Annotated in this window: 18 protein-coding genes; 2 read left to right on the top strand and 16 right to left on the bottom strand. The window is 66.2% G+C overall.

Annotated features, from left to right (window positions below):
• The first annotated feature begins 103 nt into the window (after window positions 1-103).
• Window positions 104-1,024 carry a bile acid:sodium symporter family protein gene (locus tag JN302_RS20375; protein WP_202328780.1) on the top strand — a complete coding sequence of 307 codons (921 nt, stop codon included), beginning with the start codon at window positions 104-106 and terminating at the stop codon, window positions 1,022-1,024.
• Between the two features lie 465 nt (window positions 1,025-1,489).
• Here JN302_RS20375 and JN302_RS20370 read toward each other — a convergent pair whose 3' ends face one another.
• The 9 genes from JN302_RS20370 to napE all read right to left on the bottom strand — a co-directional run bounded on the left by JN302_RS20370 (window position 1,490) and on the right by napE (window position 15,387).
• The gene (locus JN302_RS20370) at window positions 1,490-2,017 is read right to left on the bottom strand and encodes an invasion associated locus B family protein (RefSeq protein ID WP_202304470.1); all 528 of its coding nucleotides are present in this window, start codon (window positions 2,015-2,017) and stop codon (window positions 1,490-1,492) included.
• A 526-nt stretch (window positions 2,018-2,543) separates the two neighbouring features.
• Window positions 2,544-9,590 (bottom strand): autotransporter outer membrane beta-barrel domain-containing protein, encoded by a 7,047-nt coding sequence (locus JN302_RS20365; protein ID WP_202328779.1) that lies wholly within the window; start codon window positions 9,588-9,590, stop codon window positions 2,544-2,546.
• Window positions 9,591-9,812: 222 nt separating this feature from the next.
• Window positions 9,813-10,394 (bottom strand): TetR/AcrR family transcriptional regulator, encoded by a 582-nt coding sequence (locus tag JN302_RS20360; protein WP_202328778.1) that lies wholly within the window; start codon window positions 10,392-10,394, stop codon window positions 9,813-9,815.
• Between the two features lie 339 nt (window positions 10,395-10,733).
• Complete coding sequence (locus JN302_RS20355) at window positions 10,734-11,450, bottom strand: cytochrome c3 family protein (protein WP_202304464.1); 717 nt, start codon at window positions 11,448-11,450, stop codon at window positions 10,734-10,736.
• A 4-nt stretch (window positions 11,451-11,454) separates the two neighbouring features.
• Window positions 11,455-11,958, bottom strand: coding sequence for a nitrate reductase cytochrome c-type subunit (locus tag JN302_RS20350; protein ID WP_202304463.1), 504 nt, complete (start codon window positions 11,956-11,958; stop codon window positions 11,455-11,457).
• The gene (napA, locus tag JN302_RS20345) at window positions 11,928-14,432 is read right to left on the bottom strand and encodes a periplasmic nitrate reductase subunit alpha (RefSeq protein ID WP_202328777.1); all 2,505 of its coding nucleotides are present in this window, start codon (window positions 14,430-14,432) and stop codon (window positions 11,928-11,930) included. The genes JN302_RS20350 and napA overlap by 31 nt, the downstream gene beginning before the upstream one ends.
• Window positions 14,429-14,695, bottom strand: a complete 267-nt coding sequence (locus JN302_RS20340) for a chaperone NapD (protein WP_202304462.1) — start codon at window positions 14,693-14,695, stop codon at window positions 14,429-14,431. The genes napA and JN302_RS20340 overlap by 4 nt, the downstream gene beginning before the upstream one ends.
• Entirely contained in the window at window positions 14,688-15,191 is a 504-nt protein-coding gene (gene napF / locus JN302_RS20335) for a ferredoxin-type protein NapF (protein WP_202328776.1), read from the bottom strand. The genes JN302_RS20340 and napF overlap by 8 nt, the downstream gene beginning before the upstream one ends.
• 4 nt (window positions 15,192-15,195) lie before the next feature.
• Window positions 15,196-15,387, bottom strand: coding sequence for a periplasmic nitrate reductase, NapE protein (gene napE / locus JN302_RS20330; protein ID WP_202304460.1), 192 nt, complete (start codon window positions 15,385-15,387; stop codon window positions 15,196-15,198).
• A gap of 539 nt (window positions 15,388-15,926) precedes the next feature.
• Here napE and JN302_RS20325 point away from each other — a divergent pair.
• On the top strand, window positions 15,927-16,688 hold the full coding sequence (locus tag JN302_RS20325; protein WP_202328775.1) for a carbonic anhydrase: 762 nt from the start codon (window positions 15,927-15,929) through the stop codon (window positions 16,686-16,688).
• A gap of 61 nt (window positions 16,689-16,749) precedes the next feature.
• Here the strand turns inward: JN302_RS20325 and hutC are convergent, their stop codons facing one another.
• From hutC to JN302_RS20290, 7 genes are all read right to left on the bottom strand, one after another.
• Window positions 16,750-17,517 (bottom strand): histidine utilization repressor, encoded by a 768-nt coding sequence (hutC, locus tag JN302_RS20320; RefSeq protein WP_244845788.1) that lies wholly within the window; start codon window positions 17,515-17,517, stop codon window positions 16,750-16,752.
• Window positions 17,514-18,533: a zinc-dependent alcohol dehydrogenase gene (locus tag JN302_RS20315; protein ID WP_202328774.1), complete on the bottom strand. Its 1,020-nt coding sequence runs from the start codon at window positions 18,531-18,533 to the stop codon at window positions 17,514-17,516. The genes hutC and JN302_RS20315 overlap by 4 nt, the downstream gene beginning before the upstream one ends.
• A 354-nt stretch (window positions 18,534-18,887) precedes the next feature.
• Entirely contained in the window at window positions 18,888-20,210 is a 1,323-nt protein-coding gene (gene hisD / locus JN302_RS20310; RefSeq protein ID WP_202304457.1) for a histidinol dehydrogenase, read from the bottom strand.
• A gap of 41 nt (window positions 20,211-20,251) precedes the next feature.
• On the bottom strand, window positions 20,252-21,052 hold the full coding sequence (locus JN302_RS20305) for an ABC transporter permease (protein ID WP_202328772.1): 801 nt from the start codon (window positions 21,050-21,052) through the stop codon (window positions 20,252-20,254).
• Entirely contained in the window at window positions 21,049-21,993 is a 945-nt protein-coding gene (locus JN302_RS20300; protein ID WP_202304454.1) for an ABC transporter permease, read from the bottom strand. The genes JN302_RS20305 and JN302_RS20300 overlap by 4 nt, the downstream gene beginning before the upstream one ends.
• A 68-nt stretch (window positions 21,994-22,061) precedes the next feature.
• The gene (locus tag JN302_RS20295; RefSeq protein ID WP_202304453.1) at window positions 22,062-23,177 is read right to left on the bottom strand and encodes an ABC transporter substrate-binding protein; all 1,116 of its coding nucleotides are present in this window, start codon (window positions 23,175-23,177) and stop codon (window positions 22,062-22,064) included.
• A 26-nt stretch (window positions 23,178-23,203) separates the two neighbouring features.
• Window positions 23,204-24,382: an ABC transporter ATP-binding protein gene (locus JN302_RS20290; protein ID WP_202334373.1), complete on the bottom strand. Its 1,179-nt coding sequence runs from the start codon at window positions 24,380-24,382 to the stop codon at window positions 23,204-23,206.
• Window positions 24,383-24,424 lie beyond the last annotated feature (42 nt).

Below are 24,424 nucleotides of genomic sequence, written 5' to 3'. Positions count from 1 at the left end.
TGGGCGATGGCGGCCACGATCGCGCGCCAGCGCCGCAAGCGCTTCCACCCCTCGCAAGTCGCGAACAGCCGGCTCCGCCCCCGCGCATTCAAAGGTGAAAGACATGGAATCGATCGATCAGGCTCTGTTCAACTTCAGCCCAAGGGCCGGGCTGGCCGTCGCTGTCATGGTTGGTTTTCTGGTCTTTGCCGTGGCGCTGGACCTGACCTGGGACCAGTTCCGCAGGGTTCTCAAGAGCCCCAGGGCGCCCGGCGTCGGACTGGCTGCCCAGTACCTCGTCCTGCCGGCGGCCGCCTCCGGCATCGGCATGCTGATGGCGGCGACGCCAAGCATCGCGCTCGGCTTGCTGCTCGTGTCCTGCTGTCCCGCCGGGGCGCTGTCGAACTACCTGACCGGAGTGGCGCGAGGGAGCGTGGCCACCTCGGTCAGCATGACGGCGATCTCCACATTGTTCAGCATCGTCGTCACACCCCTCTTGTTCGCGTTCTGGGCCCCGATGAACCCCGAGACCCGGGCGATGATCGAACGGATCGAAATCGAGCCGGTACGGGTGGTCATGGTGCTGCTCATCATGCTGATTGTCCCGGTCGCGGCGGGCATGATCATCCGCGCCAAGAGTCCCGCGACCACCGACAATATCCGGCATTGGGTACGCCGCATCGCCGGTCTTGTATTCGCCGTCGTTGTGGCGATTCTGCTGCTGGGCAACATGAGCGTCCTCGGCAGCTTCGCCAGCATCGCGCTCCCCCCGGTTCTCGTCACCTTCACCGTTGCCGTCTTGTTGGGCTGGGGTCTCGCTCGTGCTTCGGGCCTTGTGGCCGCCGACCGTCGGGCAGTCACCCTCGAAGTCGCGTTCCAGAACGTCGCGCTCGCGATCGGCCTGGCCGTCGCGTTCTTCCCCGAGCTGGCTGGCGTCGCAATCACGTCCATTCTCTGGGGCGTCGTCCACCTCACGGTAGGCTTTGCCATCGCGGCGATGTGGATGCGCATGCCCGTCGCCGACAATCCGCAGGCGGCGGAATGATCGCCCCCCGGTGTCGAAGAGGCCCAGAATACGGACGACAGCAGCTTCCGCACGAAGCTGTGGGGCGGGAATCTAGGCAACGAGTTCAGGATCGAGGGCGAGACCGATCGAGTTCGCTGGTCCGCGCATGGCCCCGCGGTCACCGCCTCGGAAGACTGTTCATTGCGCCCGAGCAGCCTGCGTCCGGGTGACTGACGCGGGCTGATTGCCAGCGCCTGTTCGGCGCGGCAGTGCAGACGCCGCGGCTCAGCAACTGACAAACGACCGCTTTGGGGATCGTCAGGTACGCGCCGGAATGACCGCTATTGGCGCGAAGCCGACATTTCGAATCGGCGGCGCGAACTTCTGCTTCCAGGCTCACAACGAGCCCTTTTCCCAATTCGGCTTGGCTGGCCGAAATGCCGAGTCGATATCCGTCCACGTTGTCAGCCGCGACCGCCGAGATGGCCAGCCAGCCCCCGCCCCCTAAGCCCCGACCAGCACCTTCAACCGATCCAGCGCCGCAGCCAGCCCCTTCAACGATACCGACAAGGCCACGTCCTTCTGGTCGAGGCTCTTGACGGTGACCTTGAGCGTCGTGCCTGCGCGCAGCGGCGCGGCAGCCTTGGCGTCGAAGCTGAGGGGCACAAGGCAGCCGGCGGGCAGGCAGGTGGAGAAAGGCAGCGGCTTGCCGGCTGCACCATCGTCGACCTGAAGCGTTGCGCCGGCGGCGAGTTGCAGGCCGAAGGGCAGGACGAGATTGCCCGCGACGCCACCCTCCTGCCCCTTGCCCAATTCGATCGCCAGCAAGCGCTGCCCGTTCTGCTGCGACTGCTGATGGGAAACCGCGCAGACCGGCTTCGGCGTCGCCTGGCAGGAGAGCTCCCAATCCTCATAGGTTTCCTTCAGCGAGGAGGCACCGCCCGGCAGGCCGGCTTCCTGGGCTACGGCCGACGCGCAAAGCGCCATGAGGGCGGCAGCGGTCACCGCACAAATCCTTGATGAACCCGACATCGGCCATAACCCCCTTTGTCGTGGAGCGCCGCGCGTGCCTTCGACGCGATAATGACGCCCTATCCGTTTGAAACGACGCGTCGGCCCGAAAACCGATGCCGATCTTCGGGCCGACGCATCTGCAACAATTGCCCGACCGCGATGCCGCAGGCAAGCGTTCCGATCCGGCAAGGCTGTGGAGACAGGGCCGGACCGGAGAGAAGGCATCATGCCAACGGCATTCCAGGGCATCTCAAACTCCGAGGGCGCGACGTCGAGGAGCGATTTTTGTGGCGTTTGCGCCGCTCCTCATCTGCCTGCCCGTCCTCCGCAGCAGCTGCGCTGCAGCTGCGGAGGGTGGACCGGCATCTCTCCCCGTGAAGGACGGGGAGAAGACAGAAGGCCGCAGCCGCTGACCCAATCGCCGGCGCGGCCCCTCCGGGCCGCTTGGCTTTCGCGCTACCGCATCGGCCCGAAATCGTACTCGGAAAGCACGGGCGTGGATCGCGCGGTCGCGCTCCAACGGTCGATGTTGCGGCCGTTGGCATCAGAAGTGGAAACCGACCCGCGCGCTGGCGGTCTGGCTCAGATAGGAATCACCGATGTCGGCGGTATATCCGGCCTTCACGTCGAAGCGGTTGCCGCTGTAGAGCTGCAGGCCGAGGTCGATCCGGCCGAGCACCTCCGGCGCCTCCAGGAAATCGCTGAAGGTTCCGTTGTCGACGGTTTCGTTGACGAAGCGGCCGTCGATCGAGCGGTTGTTGTCGGGCAGGTAGCTGACGCCGAAGGCGGCGTAGGGCCTGAGCGTCGTCTGCGGGTCGAGGTCGACGCGGCCGCCGAACTCCACCATCATCGAAAGCGCGACATTGGTCCTGCTGCTGCTTCCGAGATCCAGCGCATAGAGGGGAGAGCCCGTTTCCTGCACCCCCGGCATATGCGAATAGACCACGTCGAGATCGCCATAGGGCCGGATGTACCAGTCGTCGAAGGTGAACTGGTAGGCGGCGCGCAGCCGCGCGCCGGCGAGCAGGATGCTGGGATCGCTCTCCAGCGGCGCGATGAATGCAGGCAGGTTGACCTGGCGGCTGACATCATACGAGCCCTGGGCCAGCGCCACCGAACCGGCGAACATCCAGGGGCCGGCCGTGTGCTTCAGCGCGATGGAGCCGTCGAAGGTCTGGCCGTCGCCGAAGGAGCCGCCATCCATCGTCGCCGAGGTGGTTCCATAGGCGAAGGAGCCGCCGAGAAACCAGTCTGGCGCAACCTCGTACTGGCCGCCGATGCGGTAGCTGGTGGTCGTGACGTCATAGCCCTGAACTTCGCCCGTCGCGTCCTGATCGCTCCAGCGGCCGGAGACGCTTAGCCAGAGGCAGGTGTCTTCCTCGAGCTGCACCTTCTGGTCGACGAAGACCGGGCAACTCATCGACGAGCCGAGAATGGTGCCCGCCGAATTGGCCAGGGCCATTGCCTGCGCATAGATATCCTTGCTCGAATATTCGTCGAGGGCGGCCGCATAGTCCTGCGCTCCATCGATGTGGGACAGGGTGGCGAAATGCCTGGCGAAGGCGGGGTCGGCGGCGTCCCACTTCCGGCCGAAGTGATCGGCGAGCGTCGCCTGGCTGGCGGTCAGGGAAACCCCGTCCGCCTTGAAGTTCGCGTGCGGCGTGATGACCAGCTGGTTGCCGGATTGCGCGGCATCCCACCGGAACAGCAGCGAATCCAATGCGTCGGCCGTGGTGTCGAGATCTCCTGATGTCGCCACGGCGAGCGAGCCGGGCAGAAGGGTCACCGCCGTCGGCACGACGAGGCCGTCGATGGAGGCGTAACCGTCGACCTTGAGGTGGCTGGCGGTGGCGTTGAGGGAATCGACGGTCACGCCGAGCCGGCCGTCGCCGGTCTGGATGAAATCGCCGGTGACACTGGTGACAAGCAGTTCGCCCGGCATCCCGACATTCACGGTGCCGCTGTTGCGAAGCGTTCCATCCATCACGGCGCCGGCGTGATAGGTGCCGCGATTGTGCATGGTCACCGAGGGTCCGGACGCCGCCTTCAGGGCGAAGGCGGCGCTCGTGGCCGCGGAGACGGCACCCGAATCGGTCGAGCCATAGATCGAACCGATGATCGTGCCGTTATTGGTAATGGTCACTGTCCCAGAATCTGTCCCGGAAGTGGCCGTGACGGCCGTGCCATCCGTTCCGTCCACGGTGGTGACAGTCCCGCTTACGGTGAGCTCATTGGAGGAGCCGCCATCGAACCAAATGCCGGCGGCGCCGGCGCCACTCCCGCCGGTTACGGTGCCATCCACCTTGACGATGATCTGCCCGTTCGTCCCGTAACCCTGGCTTTGCGCGAAAACGCCGATGCCGTTCTCACCGGTAGCCGACACCGTGCTACCCACGTCCACCCACGCTGTGACGGCACCGCCGCTGCCGCAAGTTCCGATACAGACCTTGTGATAAGCTGCGTTGGAGGAGCCGGCAAACATCGAGTCGTCGTCGATGACCAGCCCGCCGCCGCCGCCGATCGACTGCGCCAGGATGCCGACCGCGCCTGCGCCGCTCACGGCAATGTTGCCACCGCCGCCGGCATAGACGTATACGAGGTCTCCGCCGCTTCCGCTTCCTTGATGCAGGCCCAGGTTGACCCCGTCCCAGGAGGTCGTCAGCGCAGGACTATCGTTGCTCGCATCCGCCACGCGAACGAGACCGCCGCCGCCGCCGATCGACTGCGCGACAATGCCATGCGCCGCGATACCATTGGTGACGACTGTGACGTTGGTGGCGAAGACATGTACGGTTCCGCCGTCACCGCTCCCCGCCGTGCTGCCGAGTTCTGTCGTCACGGTCCCCGCGCTCGGCTGAACGGTCACGAGGCCGCCGCCGCCGCCGATCGACTGCGCCAGGATGCCGAAGGCGAAATCGCCGCCCGTCGAGATGTCGAGCGTGTTGTCGGCGTTGAAGTAATTCTCCTCGAGCGTCACGTCGCCGCCGTCGCCACCCACGGCCGAACTGCCGCCCGCGGTAAGGGACAGCATCTGGTCGGACATCAGGAACGAGGGAATGAAGAGGCTGCTGCCTGCGCCCGCGATGCCGCCGCCGCCGCCGACCGATTGCAGGACGATGCCGTCGGCCGCGTCGCCCGTGGTGGTGATATGGGTGCCGCCGGCGTTTCCGTAATTCAGCGTCACCAACTGACCGTCGCCGCCCCCGCCGCCGCTGCCGCCATCGGAACCGCCCACGGACATCAGGCCCGCCGCACTGTCGGAGCCGTCGGCGCCCATCCCGCCGCCGCCGCCGATGCTCTGCGCGACCACTGCCGCCGCCGCGTAGCCGGCGGTGCCGATGGCCGTATCGCCCTCACCCAGATTGACGGTCACCTGGCCGCCGTCACCACCGGCGCCACCGCTGCCCCCCAGGGCCACGTCGGCGTTGATGGTGATTTCGGGGATCCCGCCCGTGCCGCTTGCGGCGGCAGTGCCGCCCTTGCCACCACCGCCGCCGATCGACTGCGCAACGATGCCGTTGGCCCAGTCGCCGGCCGTCGCGATGGCCGCGGAAAGGTCGACAGAAACGGTGCCGCCGATGCCGCCAGCGCCGCCCGAGCCGCCTATCGTAAGCGAGAAAGTGGCGTCGACCGTCGGAAGGGATTGATCATCGCCGCTGAAATAGTTCTTAAGGAAGCCGGCAACCTCGCTCGTCCCCTCGCGCGCAGCAAGGCCGGGAACGATCGGATTGTCTGCCGACGCATCGGCACCGGCCGAGCCGCTGAGCCCGCCGCCGCCGCCAATCGACTGCGCCAGCACGCCGGTCGCGTCGCCGCCATGGGTCGCGATGGGGGCCGCCACGGTGACCGAAACGTTGTCGCCTGCGCCGCCGCCAGCGCCGGTGGTGCCCATCTCGATGTTCAGGCTGGGCTTGTAGTCCTGGCCGCCTGCCGTGAAGCTCTGGGCAACGCTGAGGGAGCCACCCTGGGATGAGCCGCCACCGCCGCCGACCGACAGCGCCGCAATGCCGATTGCGCCCGAGCCATAGGTCGTGATGCCGTTTCCGGCAAAGAGATAGGCATGCACCTCGTCGCCATCGCCGCCGCTCCCACCGCTCGAGCCCTGGACAACGCCGATTGACGTGCTGGTGCCGGTGCCGAAGGACTGCGTATTGCCGCTGCCATAACCGGCATCGCCGCCGCCGCCGCCGATCGATTGCGCCGTCACGCCGTTCGCATAGTCGCCATAGGTGACGATGGTGGTCGCGGCACTGCCGGCCGGATCCTGCGAGGGGGTACCATCCGACGCGATCGTGCCACCGAGCACCACCAGCACCTCACCGCCATTGCCGGCGACGCCGCCATCGCCACCCGTCGCGAAGGTTGCCGTGACGGCGAGCGACGTGGCGTTCTCGGGCGTGTAGTCATATCCAATCACGGTGGCGAGCGCAGAGGCATTGCCACCGACGCCACCGCCGCCGCCGACGCTCTGCACCAGCACGGCCGTGGAGCCCTGGCCGCTGGTGGCGATCGCGCTGCCGTCCGACAGGGCGAACTGAGCCTTCCCGCCAACGCCGCCGCCGCCGCCCGTCCCGCCGACCGCAGAGCCCGCGGCAACACCGACCTGGACATCCTCCGACACCGGAATCGCAAGCGCGACCGCCTCCGCCAGCGCCGAGCCGCCGAACCCGCCGCCGCCGCCGATGCTCTGCACCACGACGCCGTAGCTGTTGACCGGAAGCGTGTTGCAGTACGACGACGAGGTGCAGGAACCTTGTCCCGTCGCGATCAGGCTGCCGCCCGAAACGGTAGCTGCCGCCGTGTAGGCGCGGCCGCCGTCGCCGCCGCTGCCGCCGACCGAGATCGCGTACGCGACGCCCGGGCCAACCGCGCCGGACAACGCCTGGCCGCCGACGCCGCCACCGCCACCGATCGACTGCACCAAAAGGCCGGCCGACGTCGACCCGCTGGTCACGATCGTCGTTCCGTCAGCGCTGATCGTGGCATCGCCGCCGACGCCGCCGCTGCCGCCGCTGCCGCCGATGGCGACCGTCTTGAAGAGCCCGTCGCTGCTGGCGTTGCCGGCGTTGCCGCCGCCGCCGCCGATCGACTGCATGAGGACGGCCGCCGAGGCGTCGCCCTCCGTGACGATCTGCGTGCCAGTGCCGAGCGTTGCCGTGACCGTCCCACCGTCGCCGCCGGCGCCGCCGCTGCCGCCCACGCTGACCAAGATGCTCGAGGCACCGCCGCCGTCACCGCCGCCACCGCCGATGGACTGGCCCATTACCCCGGTCGCGGAGATGCCGGTCGTCAGGATGCTGCCGCCGTCCGACGTGAAGGTGACGCTGTTGCCGTCGGCAGCAAGCGGATTGGTGTCGGCGTTGCCGCCGACCGAGTCGAACAGGCCGCTGGCCTGTCCGCCGGCACCGCCGCTGCCGCCGATCGATTGCAGCAGGATGCCCTGCGCATTCGATCCACTGGTGGCGATCGAGCCGCTGTTCGTCACACTGACGGCGCCGACGCTACCACCGGCACCGCCTGTCCCGCCGCCGCTGTGAAAGATGGACCACACAGAGCCCCCTGTTCCGCCCGCGCCCGCGAGCGATTGAGCAAGGATGCCGCGGGCAGTCGCTCCGGCCGTGGTGATCGCGCCGTCGTTCTCCACAGTCACGTTGCCACCGGCACCGCCGGAGCCACCGTCGCCGCCGGTGCTGGTGTCCTCGCCGTTGGCGGTGCCGGCATTGCCGCCGGCACCGGCGACGCTCTGTGCCAGGATTCCAATCGAATCGGCACCCTGCGTGGTGATCGATGAGGCGCTGTCGAGCGTAACCGTCACGGCGCCGCCGTTGCCGCCGTTGCCGCCTCCTCCGCCCTTCGCGCTGTTACTGCCGGTGACCGAGCCTCCCTCCGCGCCTGTCCCTCCGATGGACTGAGCGACGATGCCTGGCGAAGAGGTAGCCCCGTTTGTGGCAATCGAGGCGGCCGTCAGCGCGATAGTGATGTCGCCGGCCGATCCGCCGGAACCTGCGATGCCGCCGCTGTTCGTGCCACCGGATCCGGCATGAAAGAAGCCGCCCAACCCTCCGTTGCCGCCGAGGCTGGCGACATTAATACCGGGCGAGCTGTCGCCCGCCGTCGTAACCGTGACGAGGTTCTGCCCGGTGCCGCCAAGCGTGACGGTGGCCTGCCCGTAGACCACGCCGCCATTGCCGCCATTGCCGGCGTCCTGGTCGTTTGAGAGGGCATTGTCGGAGCCGCCGTTACCGCCGTCGCCACCCAACAGGAACATCTGGATCGCTGCGGACTGATCGCCAGTGGTCGATACCGTGACCGGCTGCGACTGCGCACCGACCGTGATGGAGCCTGCGCCGAGGACATGCCCGGCATAGCCGGCGTTTTCCTCGCCATGAGTATCGCTGTATTCGCAGTCCTTGCCGTCCTGGCAGCCGCCGGCCCCGCCGGCACCGGATTGGAGCAGCTCGAAGATGCCGGGCAGCAGGTCGCCGGTGGTAACCACACTCGCATCCGTGACCGATATCTGGGCAGGCCCGCCGGCCGCCGCGCCGTTGCCGCCGCTGTAGTGCTTGCCGCCAGCTCCCGCTGCGCCGTCGCCGCCGATGACCGCCGCCAGGACGCCGGCGCTGTACGGCGCACTGGAGCTTGGCGGCGTGTCGCTCACATTGACGGTAACATCGCCGCCCTCAGTGAGCGTGACCGACGCCGAGCCGCCGCTGCCGCCGGTACCGCCGGCGCCGTCGTCGTTGCTGCCACCATTGCCGCCCTGGGAAAGCGCCTGGAGACCGTAGACGCCGTTGTTGATGCTCCCGACATCCTGCCAGGTCCAGGTGACGTCCACCGCCGCCGAGTTGACGATCGAGGCCGTGCCCGCGGACCCGCCCTGTTCGCTGGGGCCAGCGTCGCCACCGAGCGAAACCGCCTGGATGCCGGCAAAACCCTGCTGCCCGGACATCGTGGCGGTGATCGCGCCGCTGTTGGTGACCGCCGCACCGGTGGAGGCTCCAAGCGATGTGCCTCCCTGGTCCGTTGCCCGGATGGCGGCGCCGCCCCATGCCTGAACACCCGAAAGGTTCATGTCGATCGCGGCGGAGTTTGTGAGGGTGACACCGCTCTCGGAGGAGCCGCCGACATCGGCCGCCTGCAGCACGTAGATGCCGAAAATATAGTTGTCGACCCCCGTCGCAGTGCCCGGTGTAAGGCCGATCGCACCCTGATTGGAGATGGTCATTCCGTAGGTGTCGCCGTTGCTGACCTGCCCTAAGAAGACCCCATTGGCAGTAGCTGACAAGGCAGCGATGCCCCAGGCCCCGGCGGGTTCCGATGACGATATTATGTTTATGCCGCCCAAATTCGTGACGGTCATGCTCTGCTTTTGAATGACGCTGTCAAACGGTTCAACGACGCTGACCGGGGAGGTATAGGTTCCCGCTGGTATGTTGCAGCCATAGACGTTGTTCTGGACGCTGCAGTAGTTTTCCTGCGCCAGGGTCTGGCCGGGAAGCGCGAACCAGGCCGCGGTGCCGAGCAGGCCGGTGACCAGGCTCCCCAGAACCGCGGACTGCCGTCCAGCCGTCGCCGGCCGGCCGGCCTGCACGGGCCTTGCCGCTCCGGGATCGCACCTTTCGTTGGATGCCGTTCTGGAACGCGCCTCCGCTTTCCGCCGCAACGGCGATCCGGTTGTCGAGCGGCAATACGAGCTGCGCTTCATCATTTGCTCACGTCCCATTGGTCCGGCTCAGCAACGCGTGTTCCTTGTGCCGGGTAGCGGACAAGAAACTGCCGCCTCCGGTTGCAAAGGAGCATTGCGTTCGCAGCGTCAGTTGGATGAGGAAATATCCGGCAACGTAGCCAGCCAATGCTCGATGCCGGCCACCTCGCTGCGGATGAAGGTTTCGTCGCGGAAAGCCGTAGCCATGACCGCCACCCCTTGCGACCTCGACAAGAGCTGCAGCGCCAGCGCCTCCGCCCTGTCACCGGCACCAAGCGCCTGGAATTGCCCGGCGAGCCAATCGCGGAACAGCCCGAAGATATCGGAAGCACGGTCCTGTGCTGCATGATCGAGCTTGGCGAGTTCGGAACAGAGGGTGCCGACCGGGCAGCCAAAGGCCATGATCTTCGCCTGGTTGGCGATCAGCATATGGACGAAGCTCAGGATGCGCTCGCGCGGCCCGTCGCCATCGGCCTCCCAGCCGTCGAGCATGGCGCGCGTGCATTCCATGCGACGCACGATCACCGCATCCAGTATGTCATCCTTGGTCTTGAAATGATGATAGAAATTGCCGCGCGAAATGCCCACGGCGGCCGCGATGTCGGCAAAGGACGTGGCCTCGAAGCCGCCTTCGTAAAAGAGTGCGTCCGCCTTTTCGACGATCAGTTCGCGAGTGGATGGCGCCGGCATGTCAGGTCAATTGTCCCCAGCATTCCGCTTTGACGATTTGTCTTTACGCAATTCCGGACGCAAGACCGCTGCGCGCTCTTGCTGGAATTGCCCCTGGATGGCGGAACACCACTAGGACAATTGACCTAGTTTGTCAAAGCCTCGCATTGGCGCTGCCCTGCTGGCCGCATTTCCGGCTGCGCCGGAACCACGCCTGGCGCGTTTGCGCAATTCGCTTCAAGCGCCAGCTTAAGGGCCGCCGCGGGTTCGCGAGCGCTCCGCTATCGACGAGGCTCACAAAGGGCTGGGCCTGTCGCCATCCGGCCGGCACCTGCGAGGGAACATCACACGGGTAACGCTTCAATCGAACGCCATGACTTGCGCCGGCAGGCCCGCATGCGCCGCCCTGACGAAACTGTCGAGCGCGTCGATCGCCGAGGATTGCGGCAGCGTCTCGCCCTGCAATTCGGGCGGCACCTGCCAGCCCGGCGGAATGCCCTGCATATTGGGCAGCTCATGGGCGATGCCCTTGTGGCAGTCTATGCAGGTCGCCTTTCCCGTCAGCAGGTAGCGCGTATGGATCTCGGCCGCGCGCTCGGTCTGGCGCGTGAGGTCCATGGCCACCGACGAGTGGCAGTTGCGGCATTCGAGGCTGTCATTGGCCTTCAGCCGCGCCCATTCGTGCTGGGCGAGCTCCAGCCGCTTGTCCAGGAATTTGCGGCGGGTATCGATGGTGCCGAAGATCTTGCCCCAGACCTCCTTGGACGCCTGCATCTTTCGGGCGATCTTGTCGGTCCAGTCGTGGGGCACGTGGCAATCGGGGCATGAGGCGCGAACGCCGGAACGATTGGCGAAATGTATGGTGTGGGTGAGCTCCTGATAGACGTTGTCACGCATCTCGTGGCATGACGTGCAGAACGCCTCGGTGTTGGTGACCTCCAGCGCGGTGTTGAAAGCGCCCCAGAACATCACGCCGCCGACGAACCCTCCGAGCGTCAGGAAGCCGAGGCTCAGCGTCGCGGCCGGCGTGCTTATGATGCGCCAGGCCCAGAGCAACCACTTCTTCAATCGCTGCATGGGCCTACTCGCTGCCGGCGGGCTTCACGCCCAGTTCGCTCATGTCCTTGAAGCGGTTCTCGACCAGGGGCTGGACCTGCGCCTGAGGCACATGGCACTCGGTGCAGAAATACCGGCGCGGCGAGACGTCGGCGAGCATCTGGCCGTCCCGCGTCATGAAATGCGTGACGCTGATCATCGGCGCGCCCGAACTCTGCGTGAATTCGCGCTTGTGGCAGGACAGGCAGCGATTGGTGTTGACCGATAGCTGGTAACCTTCGATCGAATGCGGGATGACCGGTGGCTGTTCGGGATAGGCACGCATCTGGCGCACATCGTCGGTGACCCATTTCGGAACCGACGGCGCGGGTATCTCTTCCATCGGCGACGGCGGACCGACGAGTTCGGGCGAGGTCTTCGCCGCCATCTGGGCAAGCGCCGTGGTGCCAGCGCAAAACAGGGTGAGCAGGACAAGCGCGGGAACGGTGCGCCGCAAGGTCATGCGACCGGAACGATCTTGACTGCGCATTTCTTGAAATCCGTCTGCTTGGAGATGGGGTCAGTGGCGTCGAGCGTGACCTTGTTGATCAACTGGCTGGCGTCGAACCAGGGCACGAAGATCACGCCGCTCGGCATGCGATTGCGGCCGCGCGTCTCGATGCGCGACCGGATTTCGCCGCGCCGCGAAATGACACGCACCTCCGCCCCCTGGTTGATGCCGCGCTTGCGGGCGTCGTCGGCATTCATGAAGCAGCGCGCGCCCGGGAAGGCCCGGTAGAGCTCGGGCACGCGCAGCGTCATCGAACCCGAATGCCAATGTTCGAGCACCCGGCCGGTAACCAGCCACAGGTCGAACTCGCTGTCGGGGGATTCGGCAGGCGGTTCATAGGGCACGGCGAGGACGACCGCTTTCCCGTCCGGGCGCCCATAGAATTTGACGCCCTCCCCCGCCTTCACATAGGGATCCAACCCTTCCCGGTAACGCCAAAGCGTCTCCTTGCCGTCGACCACCGGCCATCTGAGGCCGCGCACCTCATGGTAGGTGTCGTATGGCGCGAGGTCGTGGCCATGGCCGCGCCCGAAGGCGGCATATTCCTCGAACAACCCTTTCTGGATGTAGAAGCCGAACTCCGTCGCTTCGTTGTTGGGATAGTCGGGATCGATCTCGCTGCGCGGGAACTTGTCGACAGTGCCGTTGCGATAGAGCACGTCGAAGAGCGTCTTGCCGCGATAGGCCGGATTGGCGTCGAGGATCTCCTTCGGCCACACCTCGTCCGTGGTGAAGTGTTTGGAGAACTCGGTGAGCTGCCAGAGGTCGGAACGGGCCTCGCCGGGCGCCTGCACCAGCTGGTGCCAGACATGGGTGCGGCGCTCGGCGTTGCCATAGGCGCCCTCCTTCTCGACCCACATCGCCGCCGGAAGGATGATATCGGCCGACATGCCGGTGACCGTCGGATAGGCGTCGGAGACGACGACGAAATTGTCCGGGTTGCGATAACCGGGATAAGCCTCGTTGCTGCTGTTGGGCGATGCCTGGATGTTGTTGTTGACCTGCACCCAGTAGAAGTTGAGCTTGCCGTCCTTCAGCATCCGGTCCTGCTCGACCGCATGGAACCCGGGCTTCTCGGGCAAGAGCCCGGCCGGCAGCTTCCAGATCTCCTCGGCATGCTTGCGGTGCTCCGGATTGGTCACCACCATGTCCGCGGGCAGGCGATGGGCGAAGGTTCCCACCTCCCGCGCCGTGCCGCAGGCCGACGGCTGGCCGGTCAGCGAGAACGGGCTGTTGCCGGGCTCCGAGATTTTCCCGGTCAGGAGGTGGATGTTGTAGACCATGTGGTTGGCCCAAACGCCGCGCACATGCTGGTTGAAGCCCATCGTCCAGAGCGACATGACCTTGCGCGCCGGATCGGCGTAGAGCTCGGCGAGTTCCTCCAGGAACCCCTTCTCGACACCGCTGAGCTCGGCGACCTTCTCGAGCGTATATTCCGACACAAGCGCCTTGAACGCCTCGAAGTCGATCGGCTCCATCCTAGCGGCGTTGGCCGCGCCCTTTGCGGAGGTCTCGCGCGGGTCCTCCGCTCTCAGGCCGTAGCCGATGTCGGTCTCGCCGCGCATGAACACGGTATGGTTCCTGACGAAGTCCTCGTTGACCCGGCCCGTGGCGATGATGTGGTTGGCGATGTAGTTGAGGATCGCAAGGTCGGTGCCGGGCCTGAACACGACGGGAATGTCGGCGAGGTCCATGCTGCGGTGGGTGAAGGTCGACAGCACCGCAACCTTGACATGCTCATGCCCGAGCCGGCGGTCGGCCAGCCGCGTCCACAGGATCGGATGCATCTCGGCCATGTTCGAGCCCCACAGCACGAAGGCATCGGCGTGCTCGAAATCGTCGTAGCAGCCCATTGGCTCGTCCATGCCGAAGGTGCGCATGAAGGCGTAGGCGGCCGAGGCCATGCAATGGCGCGCATTGGGATCGAGATTGTTGGAGCGGAAGCCGGCCCGCATCAGCTTGGTCGCGGCGTAACCCTCGAAGATCGTCCATTGGCCGGAGCCGAACATGCCCACGGCCGTCGGCCCCTTCTCCTTCAGCACCTTCTTGACGCGCTCGGCCATCAGGCCGAAGGCCTCGTCCCAGCTCACCGGCTCGAACTCGCCGTCCTTGTCGTAGACGCCGTCGCGCTTGCGCATCAGCGGCGTGGTCAGACGGTCCGCGCCATACATGATCTTGGAGAGGAAGTACCCTTTCACGCAGTTGAGACCGCGGTTGACCTCGGCCTGCGTGTCGCCGTGAGTGGCGACCACCTGGCCGTCCTTCACACCCACCATCACGCCGCAGCCGGTGCCGCAGAACCGGCACGGCGCCTTGGACCATTTTATCTCGAGGGCACTCACCCCGCCGGGGATCGGCTGGGCGGAAGCCGGCAGGGCAATGCCTGCCGTCGCAGCCGCGACGGCGGCCGCCTGCGCCTTCAACAATTCGCGCCGGTTCAACTCTGCCGTCATGGCCCGGAGCCCTCCAATTCCTCGATATGTTCGAAAACCATGTTGGCCGCGACCACCCCGTCGAGGGCGCCGAGAGCCGTGAGTTGCGCGCCGAGTTCTCCGGCGCTCTCGCCTTCCATGACGACCACGATGCGGTTGTTGCCCTGCGCCCGGATTTCCGGGCCGTTCATGCCGACGATCGCCTCGGCCACCTCATCGAGACGGCCGGGCATGACGGATATCACGGCGCTCGATATGTGATGATAGCGGCGGCCGTCAGCCATGGCCGGCCTCACGGGATCCTGGCGCGACCGCGATCGCCCGGACGGGGCATGTCGCGATGCAGGCGCCGCAGCCGGTACAGCTGTCCTCCGCCAGTACGGGCACGAACGGCCCGCCGACACGGGGTCGGAAAGAGATCGCCGCCTCAGGACACGCGTCGCGGCAGCTCATGCAGGACACGCCGTTGCGGGCAAGGCAGGTGTCGGAGACGGCAACGACGTGCGTGAACGCAGGCTTTGCGGCGCGGTCGAACACGGGCTCGGGACATGCCTCGGCGCAGTCGCCGCAGAACAGGCATTCACCGGCGGAGAAATCGAGCGACGGCCTGCCGTCGCGCATCAGGATGATCCCGGTCGGACACGCGCCCGCACAAGCGCCGCACCCGCTGCAGGCAGCCGTCCAGCCCTCGACCACCCCGGGCGGCGCTATGTCAGGCACCGGCTGCGCGGCGCGGCCGGTAAGGAATGACCTGCGGCTGATGCTGGCCGGATGCGCCATCGGCTCAGCTTCCCGGAGGTCCGGGCGGCCCGAAGACCAATTGCCACATCCAGACAAGGAAACCGTAGCCGCCGACGACACCGACCGCGACGACCGGCCAGATTCCGAACGCCAGGACGAGAAAAGCGATAAGTTCCCTACGGCGTGTCGAAGCGTCCGGCTTTGCAGCAACGGAACTTCCCTCGTCCTGGGTCATGATCCCCTCATGTGCCTTGGACACGCAAATCATACTCGCAATGGCGAGGTTACTCTAACCGATCGGCTTTGCAACTCTGCGACAGCATTGAACCTGTTCCTCGCCGTGTCGCTGGCGAGCATGCAGCCATGACGCGACGACCTTGCCGGACCGCTCCTGGCACCGGTTGCCCTGCACATCGCGCTGGCGGTCTGTTTACGATTCTTGTCTGGCTTCCGCGTGATCGAGCCGCGACGGCAACGCTGCTGCCGTGCCGGCCGGCTCGTCGGGGTCGGTCCTGGCGCCCGTCGACGGCTACGACCAGAATCACGGCGGTCACGCAGCGCCAAGACGCATTGGGCACCCCATATCGTGCCCCTTGCCGATGTTCTTCATCGACATCGCGAGTGCCTTCCTATTCAGCTTGTTACTCGATCTCGTATAGAATAAGGTAAAATTTTCACAATCGTCTAAATAGACTTTCAAAGAAATCTAAGTATGGCGTATATTTTCGCACAGACAGTCTTTCGACAGCGGCGTGCAAACAGGAGGAGACGGATATGCAACCCGAGAACGGTTTTGTCCGGCATGTCGGCGTGGCGTGCGGTTGCGACAGCTGCTCGACAGCGCAAGGCGGTGCCGAGAAGGATGGCGCGCTGTCCCGGCGCGGCTTTCTGGCCAGCGCGATCGGCGGCACGGCCGCGGTGCTGGCTGGCGCCACAGTCTCCACCACCCGGCCGGCCTTGGCCCAGAGCACGTTGACGCCGGACGCTGCGCTCAAGGAGCTGATGGACGGCAACCAACGCTATGTCGGCGGTCAGCTCCAGTCGCTCAATGAGGACCTGTCGATCCTGAAGGCAAAAACGGCCGAGAAGCAGGAGCCCTTTGCCGCCCTGCTGTCCTGCGCGGATTCCCGGGTGCCGGTGGAGTTCGTCTTCGACCAGAGCATCGGCCGTCTCTTTGTGGTGCGTGTGGCCGGGAACATCACCACACCGGAGATCACGGCGAGCCTGGAATATGGTGTCGCCGTTCTGGGCACCAAAGTGATCATGGTGATGGGGCACAGCAATTGCGGCGCGGTGAAAGCAACCATCGAAGGCAAGGCCGTGCCAGGCCAGATCGGCGCCCTCTACGCCCCCATCTGGCCAGCCGTGAACGCTGCAGGCCCAGACCTCGATGCCGCCATCGACGCCAATGCTCGGATCCAGGCGACACTGCTCAGCGAAGCTTCCCCGATCCTCGCCGCGGCAATCAAGGAGGGGAAGCTGAAGGTCGTGGCCGCCCGCTATGACATAGCGACTGGCAAGGTCACATTGCTATGAATCGCGACAACTGTCGGCTTGCAGGAATCTCCTCCTGCCGGCGGGTGACGACAACCGCCCCTCACCCCAGCATGCCGGGCGCGTAGCGGCTGCCGAGCGAGTAGCGGCTGCCGGCATAGATGAACTTGTTGACCGTGGCGACCGCCGCGCCCGACCAGGTGCGGCGGTGGAGAAGCAGGCAGGGTTCGCCCGCCGCGATCGCCAGATGGCCGGCGGTGGCATCGTCGGCGGCGACGGCCGAGATCACATGCTCGACCTCGGTCAGCGGCATCGCCCGGGTCAGATAGTCGTAGGTGGTGGTCGCCTGCACGAAATCCTGCCGGTGATAGTCGGGCGCAAGGTCGGCATTGACGAAGCGCTCCTCGAGCAGAACGGGGACGTCGTTCTCGCAGTGGACGACGATCGAATGGGAGATCGGGCGGCTCCCGTCGAATTCGAAAGCCGCGATCAACCCGGCCGACGGCTCGGCAATCTTCTCAAGGAGCACGACCTTCGCCGAATAACGGCTGCCGCGCGCACGGATCTCGTCGGCAATGTCGATGATCTCGATCAGCGCCGATTGCGGCTTGGGCGGCGCGACGAAGGTGCCAACGCCCTGGATGCGCAGGAGATAGCCCTCGGACGTCAGTTCGCGCAGAGCGCGGTTGACCGTCATGCGCGAGACGCCGAGCGCGGTGACCAACTCGTTTTCTGAAGGCAGCCGCTGGTCCTTCGACCATTCGCCGCTGCCGATGTTCTTCAAGACATAGTCCTTGACCTGCTCGTAGAGCGGGCTCGCCGCCTCCGGCAGGCCGTTGGCGGGTCGTCTCAGCCGGTCGTCCATGGTCATTTGGGCCCTCCGATGCGGACGATCGTCTTCAGGCCCCTGCTCTCTCCGGCGATCAGCCGCTGATAGGCTTCCGGGATGTCTTCGATGGCGATCTCGCGATCGATCAGCGGACGCAGGACCGACGCCAGCGGGCCGAGCATCGCGACGGCCTCGGGCAGTTCGTCCCGGAAGACGTGGCAGCCCAGCAAGGCGATCTCGCGCTCGACCAGCAAATTGGGGTCCAGGTCGAGCCTGCCATGCGAAATACCGACCAAGGCGAGCGAGCCGCCGCCCGCGATCAGGTCGAGCAGCGTGGTGACCACACCGACGCTTCCCGTGGCGTCGATCGCGTGAAGAAGCGCCTTGCCGGACAATGCCTTGCCGATCGGAGCGGCGTCGAGGTCCACGATCGTTGCGTCCGTCGCCTCGGCCACCCTGGCGGCACGCTCCCGGTTGCGGTCGGCGACCAGCAGGGGCCCCTCATGCAATCGAGAGAGCAGCACCGCCGTCAGGCCGCCGATCGGCCCGCAGCCGGCCACCAGCACCGGTTCGCCTTTGCTGGGAGCGAGGCGGCGCACGGCGTGCAGCGCCACCGCCAGCGGCTCGGCCATCGCGGCAATGGCCGGATCGAGGCCGGGATCGTGCCGCACCAAGAGGCGCGCCGGCAATTCGACCTCCTCGGCGAAACCGCCGTCGCAGACCTCGCCGACGAAGCCGAGCTTCGCGCAGACATTCCAGCGGCCGCGCCGGCATGCCGGGCATTCGCCGCACCAGAAGCGGGAATCGGCGACGACGGTATCGCCTATCGCGAGATCGGTGACACCGGGGGCGAGCGCCGCGACGACGCCGGCGAATTCGTGGCCGGCAACGCTGGGCGCGCGGCTGATCCATTGGCCGGTACGGAAATTGTGAATGTCGGAGCCGCAGATACCGGCTGCCGTCACACGCAGGCGCACATTGCCGCGCTCGGGTTCGCCCGGGGCCGGGATATGCTCGACGCGCAGATCGCCCGCCGCATGGAGACGCGCGGCTTTCATGGGGAGGTTTCCTGGTGACTATGGTTGAGGTGGAAGCGGAGGGTACCCCTCATCCGTCCGCGCTTCGCGCGGCCACCTTCTCCCACAAGGGGAGAAGGGAACGCCCGCAGCAAGGCCTCGGCCAATCGCCGACGGTGGTGATTTGCAGGGCCGGCGAAGCCAGGCTCCGGCCTTCTCCCCTTGTGGGAGAAGGTGGCCTCGCGAAGCGAGGTCGGATGAGGGGTAAGATGGCGCCGGTTGCCCCGATCTGGGCACCCATCCAGCAACGGCGGCGACCAACACCCGGAACGCAACGCCCAGCCCACCCGAGACACCTGCCTTGTCCTCCCACCCGACCGTCGCGCCATCGCCCCCTCACCTCCCCAGATACGCATCCCGCACCGGCGACACCGCGTGTTCGTGGGAAGAGAACCCCTCATAACGCGCCAGCGTATGGGCGTGCCGCGCAAACTCCGGATAGGCGGATGCCGTCACATAGCCGATCGAGGAGCGCTTGACGAAGTCGGTGACCGACAGCGGCCCGTAGGTCCGCGCCCAGCGGCTGGTCGGCAGCACCGCGTTCGGCCCGAGACCGAAATTGCCGATGGCGACAGGCGTGTGCGGGCCCATCAGGATCTCGGCGGCTTCGGTGATGCGGCCAAGATGGGCGAAGGGATCGGTCGAGAGGATCTCCAGATGCTCCGGCGCATAGTCGTTGACGAAGCGATAGCTCTCCTCCAGCGACGGCGTCAGCACGATGCCGCCGAACTTGCCGGTCAGGACCGCCGTCGAGAAGGCCACGCGCTGCTCGGTCATGCGCGCCCAGTGTTCGGGCAGAGCCGCGAGCGCCTCCTCGGCGACACGCCTGACGTGGGTGACCAGATAGGCGGACGAGTCCGGCCCGTGCTCGGCCTCGATCAAAAGGTCGAGCGCGGCAAGGCCGCCATGGACGCTGTCGTCGGCGAAGATGATCGCCTCGGAGGGGCCGGCCGGAAGGCCCGGATCGATCACGCCGGACAGCAGCCGCTTGGCCGCCACCACCCAAGGGCTGCCGGGGCCGACGATCTTGAGCGCCGGCTTCACCGTCTCGGTGCCATAGGCGACGGCGGCGACGGCCTGGGCGCCGCCGCATTTATAGACGGTCTCGACCCCGGCAAGACGCGCGGCGACCAGCGTCGCGGCATCGACCGTCCCGTCGGGTGCGGGCGGCGTGACGATGGCGATATCAGGAACGCCGGCCACCACGGCCGGCACCGCGGTCATCATCGTCACCGAGGGAAAGGCGCCCTTGCCGCGCGGAATGTAGAGCGCGACGGAGCGGATCGGCGTGAAGCGGTCGCCGGCGAAGGCGCCGGGCCGCATCTCCTTCAGCCACATGGCTTCCGGCTTCTGCTCCTCGTGGAAACGCCTGATATTGTCGATGCCGAAGCGGATGGCCTCGATCACTTGCGCGTCGACCGCCTTGAAGGCGGCGTCGAACTCGGCCGGCGTCGCCTTCAGGCCGCCCGCCTTCAGGTCGGCCTTGTCGAGTTCGCGGCCGAAGCGCACGAGTGCGGCGTCGCCTTCGCTGCGCACGGCCTCGATGATCGGCCCGACCTTCTCGATGAAGCCGGAAAGGTCGGTCTCGGAGCGTTTCAGAAGGGTGGCGCGTTGGCCCTCATCCAGCTTTTCGAGTTCATGGAACGATACGTCTGCCATGGGAGGCTCCTTTCCGCCCGGCCGCGGCGGACACGCGGCCGTCATTTCGATTTGAGGAAGATGTCGAGGCCGACCAGCCGGTCGAGCAGGAAGATCGCCGCCGCGGCGGAGGCGATGAAGACGACAGAGATCGCGGCGAGGTCGGGCGTGATAATCGACCGGATGGAGTTGTAGATCTGGACCGGCAGGGTGACGATGCGCGCGTCGACCAGGAGCAGGCTGACCAGGAATTCGTTGAGCGCCAGGATGAACATCAGCAGCGACCCGCTGATGACGCCGGGCATGACCGCCGGTAGCGTGACCGAGAAGAAGGTCTGCAAGGGCGGCGCGCCGCAATTGGCGGCGGCGAGCTCGAGATCGGGATCCAATGCCGAGGCGCTCGCCGTGACCGCCCAGATCATGAAGGGCAGGTTGATGACGCAGCAGGCGATGCCGACGGGCCAGAGCTGGCCGAGCACGCCGGCATTGCCGAACACCAGCATCAGGCCGATGCCCGAGCCGATCAGCGGAATGGTGAAGGGAAGCAGGAGGTAGATCTGGAACGTCTTTTCGAAGCGGACCGCATATTTGGCGAGCGCGATGCCGGCCAGCGTGCCGACGGGGATCGCGACGATGGTGCAGACGGAAGCCACGAACAGTGTGCGCAGGAAGGCGTCGCGCAGATCGGTCGCCTGCGAGATCGCCGCATACCATTTCAGCGAGAACCCCTCGGGCGGGAAGGTGATGATGTTGCCTGCGGTGAAGGACGCGCCCAGCACGACGACGGTCGGCGCGGAGAGCGTGATCAGCGCGATCGCGACGAACACCCAGAGCGTAATGGTCTTGCTCAACGGGGCGTTCATCGGCGCGCCCTCCCCATGGCCAGCGTGCCGGCGCCGAAGAGCGTGAAGACCAGCCCGACCACCAGCGAACCGAGCGCCACCAGCATCAATGTCAGCGTGGCGCCGAGCCCCTGGTCGGAGGTGCGGAAGAACTGGTCGTAGATGGCGTTGGCGATGAAGTCCTGCGAGCCGCCGCCGAGGATGGCGGGGACGGCGAAGTCGGTGAGCGACAGCGTCACCACCACGAGCCCGGCACCGACGAAGCCAGGCCGCGCGAGCGGCAGCACGACATGGATGAAGGTTTTCACCCAGTTGGCGCCGAGCGAACCGGCCGCCGCCTCCAGTTCCTCCGGGATCGCCGTCAATGCCGGGGCGAGCATCAGCACGGCGAAGGGCAGCATGTACTGGACGAGGCCGAACAGCACGGCAGGATAGTTGTAGATCAGCCGCATCGGAGGAATGCCGACAAGCCCGAGGGCTTCGTTGACCATGCCCTGGTTGCCGAGGATGATCAGCCAGCCATAGGCGCGCACCACCTGGCCGATGAAGAAGGGCAGGAAGAGCGCGATGAGCAGGAATTTGCGCAGGCCGGGCGACGGCGTTCGCACCATCAGATAGGCATAGGGAAAAGCAAAGATCAGCGTCACTACCGTGACGATCACGGCGGCCATGAGGCTGCGGCCGGCGACGGCGGTGAAGAGCGGCTCCGACAGGGCCCTGCGATAATTGGCGAGCGAATAGTCCTCGGAGAAGAGGAAGGTCGTGGTGTCGAGCGTGCGCAGGCTGGCGTCGCCGATCTGGAAGAGGCCGAGCACGAGCAGGCCGACGAGAAGCACAGCCGGCGCGAGCAAGAGGTAAGGAACGGCCCCCTTGAAGGTGCCCGGCCAGATGAAGGCCGCGAAGCTCTCAAGCGCGTCCATGACGCGCCAGGTCAGGGGATAGGCAGTTCTGGCCGCACGCATGCCGAATTCCCGAGGTGCAAGGTCGATGACGGAGGGGCCGCCGCGGGCGGCGGCCCCTTTGCGATGGATCAGCCCTGCATGATGGCCTTGAATTTGGAGAACCAGTCGCTCTCGTTTTCGACCTGGATCTTCGAGGAGATGCGGATGAGGTGCTCGAAGTCCTCGGGCTTGGTCGGATAAGAGGGGTCGCCGACGAGGTCGGCCGGCGGCGTCAGCCCGGGCACCACGCCAGGCAGGCCGAGGCCGTCGAGCCAGACCTGCTGCGCTTCCTTCGTCAGTGCGTGATTGATGTATTGCTTGGCCCAGAACAACTCGTTCTCGGGAAGGCCCTTCGGAATCCACAGCCCGTCCGTGTCGAACTTGGCGCCTTCCTCCGGCACAACCCATCTGATGTCGATGCCGTTCTTGCGCGCCTCGCGGGCATTGGTCGAGATGGTGCAGGCCGCGTCGATCTCGCCCTTCTGGAACCAGGTGGTGAAATCGGGATCCTCGCCGAGCAGCGGCTGCTGCTCCTTCATCTTCGCGATGAAGTCCCAGGCCGGCTGCATGTTGGCCGGAATGTCCTCGAGCTTGCCGCCGCCGGCGACCTGCGCGGGGAAGTGGAAGCCGATGCCGTCATTGTAGAAGGCCAGCCGTCCCTTGAATTTCGGATCGAGCAGGTCCTTCCAGGATTTCGGCGCGCCGTCCGGGAAGGCCTCGGGCCGATAGGCCAGTACATAGACATAGCCGTAGGTGTTGACGATCGGAAAGCCGTCGAGCCCGACCGGCTTGGCGAGATCCGTGACATTGGCGAGATTGGGCAGGTCGGACAGGTCCTCGGTCACCCCGCGCAGCGCCGATTTGGTGGCGTTGGTGGTGGTGTCCCAATTGATGTGGATCGGGGGCACGCGCTTCTGCGCGACGGCGGCCCAGACCTTGGGCTGGATCTCATTGTCCTCGGTGAGGTCGTGACGGATGGCGATGCCGGTCTCCTTGGTGAAGCTGTCGGAGACCCCTGCCTTGAGGCTGTCGACCCAGCTTCCGCCCCAGGCGCGCACGATCAGTTCCTTCGGCTTTTCCGGCTCGGCGGCGTAGCCGCGCGAGACGCCGAGCGCCGACAGGCCGGCGGCTCCTCCGAACGCGGCCGCTGCTTGCAGGAAGCTGCGGCGATCGAGTGACGGCATCGGGAATTTCGGGCCTTTCATCGTGATTCTCCTCTGGTTGGTCTCGGCTAGTTGTTGAAAATAAAAACATCCCGGGCGTTCCAGCCGACGAACACCCTGGCGCCGATGTCATGTTGCGTATGCCCCGCCGGGTCGTGATCGAAGACCCTCAGCACGTCGCCATCAAGCGCCGGCACGGCGATCTCGTAGACGACGCGTTCGCCTTCGAAGATCGCGTCGGTCACCTCGCCGGCGAGCACGGTGGCGAGACCCGCCAGACGGCTCTCGTCCCCTGCAATGCGGATCTGCTCGGCACGGATCGCGCCCGATGCCTCCCGCCCTTCGACCGGCGGAGCGCGCCCGTCGCCGACCACCCCTGAAATCTCGACACCGCGGCTGGTCATCGAGACCGCACCGCCGGAGACGGTGTCGACGAGGCCCGGGATAAAATTGGTGACGCCGATGAAATTGGCGACGAAGGCGTTGCTCGGCTGGCGATAGGTCACGGCCGGCTGCGCCTTCTGCTGGATTTCGCCCTGGTCCATGACGATGATCTCGTCGGAGACGACGAGCGCCTCGCGCTGATCGTGGGTGACGTTGATTGTGGTGACGCCGAGCTCGCGCTGGATACGCCGAAATTCCAGCTGCATTTCCTCGCGCAGCTTGCGGTCGAGGGCCGCGAGCGGTTCGTCGAGCAGCAGGAGATCTGGCTCGAAGACCAGGGCGCGGGCGATGGCGACGCGCTGCTGCTGGCCGCCGGAAAGTTCGTGGATGCGGCGGCCGCCATAACCGCCGAGCTTCACGAGGTCGAGATAGCGGTCCACGCGCTCCGGAATGGCACGGGCATCCTGGCGGCGCATCCTCAGCGGAAAGGCGACGTTCTCCGCCGCCGTCATATGCGGGAACAGCGCCAGCTTCTGGAACACCATGCCGATCGAGCGCTTGTGCGGCGGCACCGCGCTGACCGCCTGGCCGTTGATGAAGATCTCGCCGGCGGAGGGTTTCTGGAAGCCGGCGATCATGCGCAGCAGGGTCGTCTTGCCGGAACCGGACGGGCCGAGGATGGTCAGGAAACGGCCCCTCGGCAGGTCGAAGGAGGCGTCCTTCACCGCATGGAAACCGTTGAATTCCATGCCGACGCCGCGTGCGGACACCGCTACGTCATGTGTGGAAACCGCCCGGTCACGTGCCGCGACCACCACGTCGCGCGCCGTGCCCGTCGCGTCGGGCTCGCCAGCACGTTCCATTGAGGCGGCAACCCTGGAAGCATCCGGCATTCGTTTCCCCTC

The organism is Mesorhizobium sp. L-8-3 (assembly GCF_016756615.1).
GTDB lineage: Bacteria > Pseudomonadota > Alphaproteobacteria > Rhizobiales > Rhizobiaceae.
The sequence above is the reverse complement of the archived record's forward strand: the minus strand, read 5'-3'. Positions and strand labels throughout refer to the sequence as shown.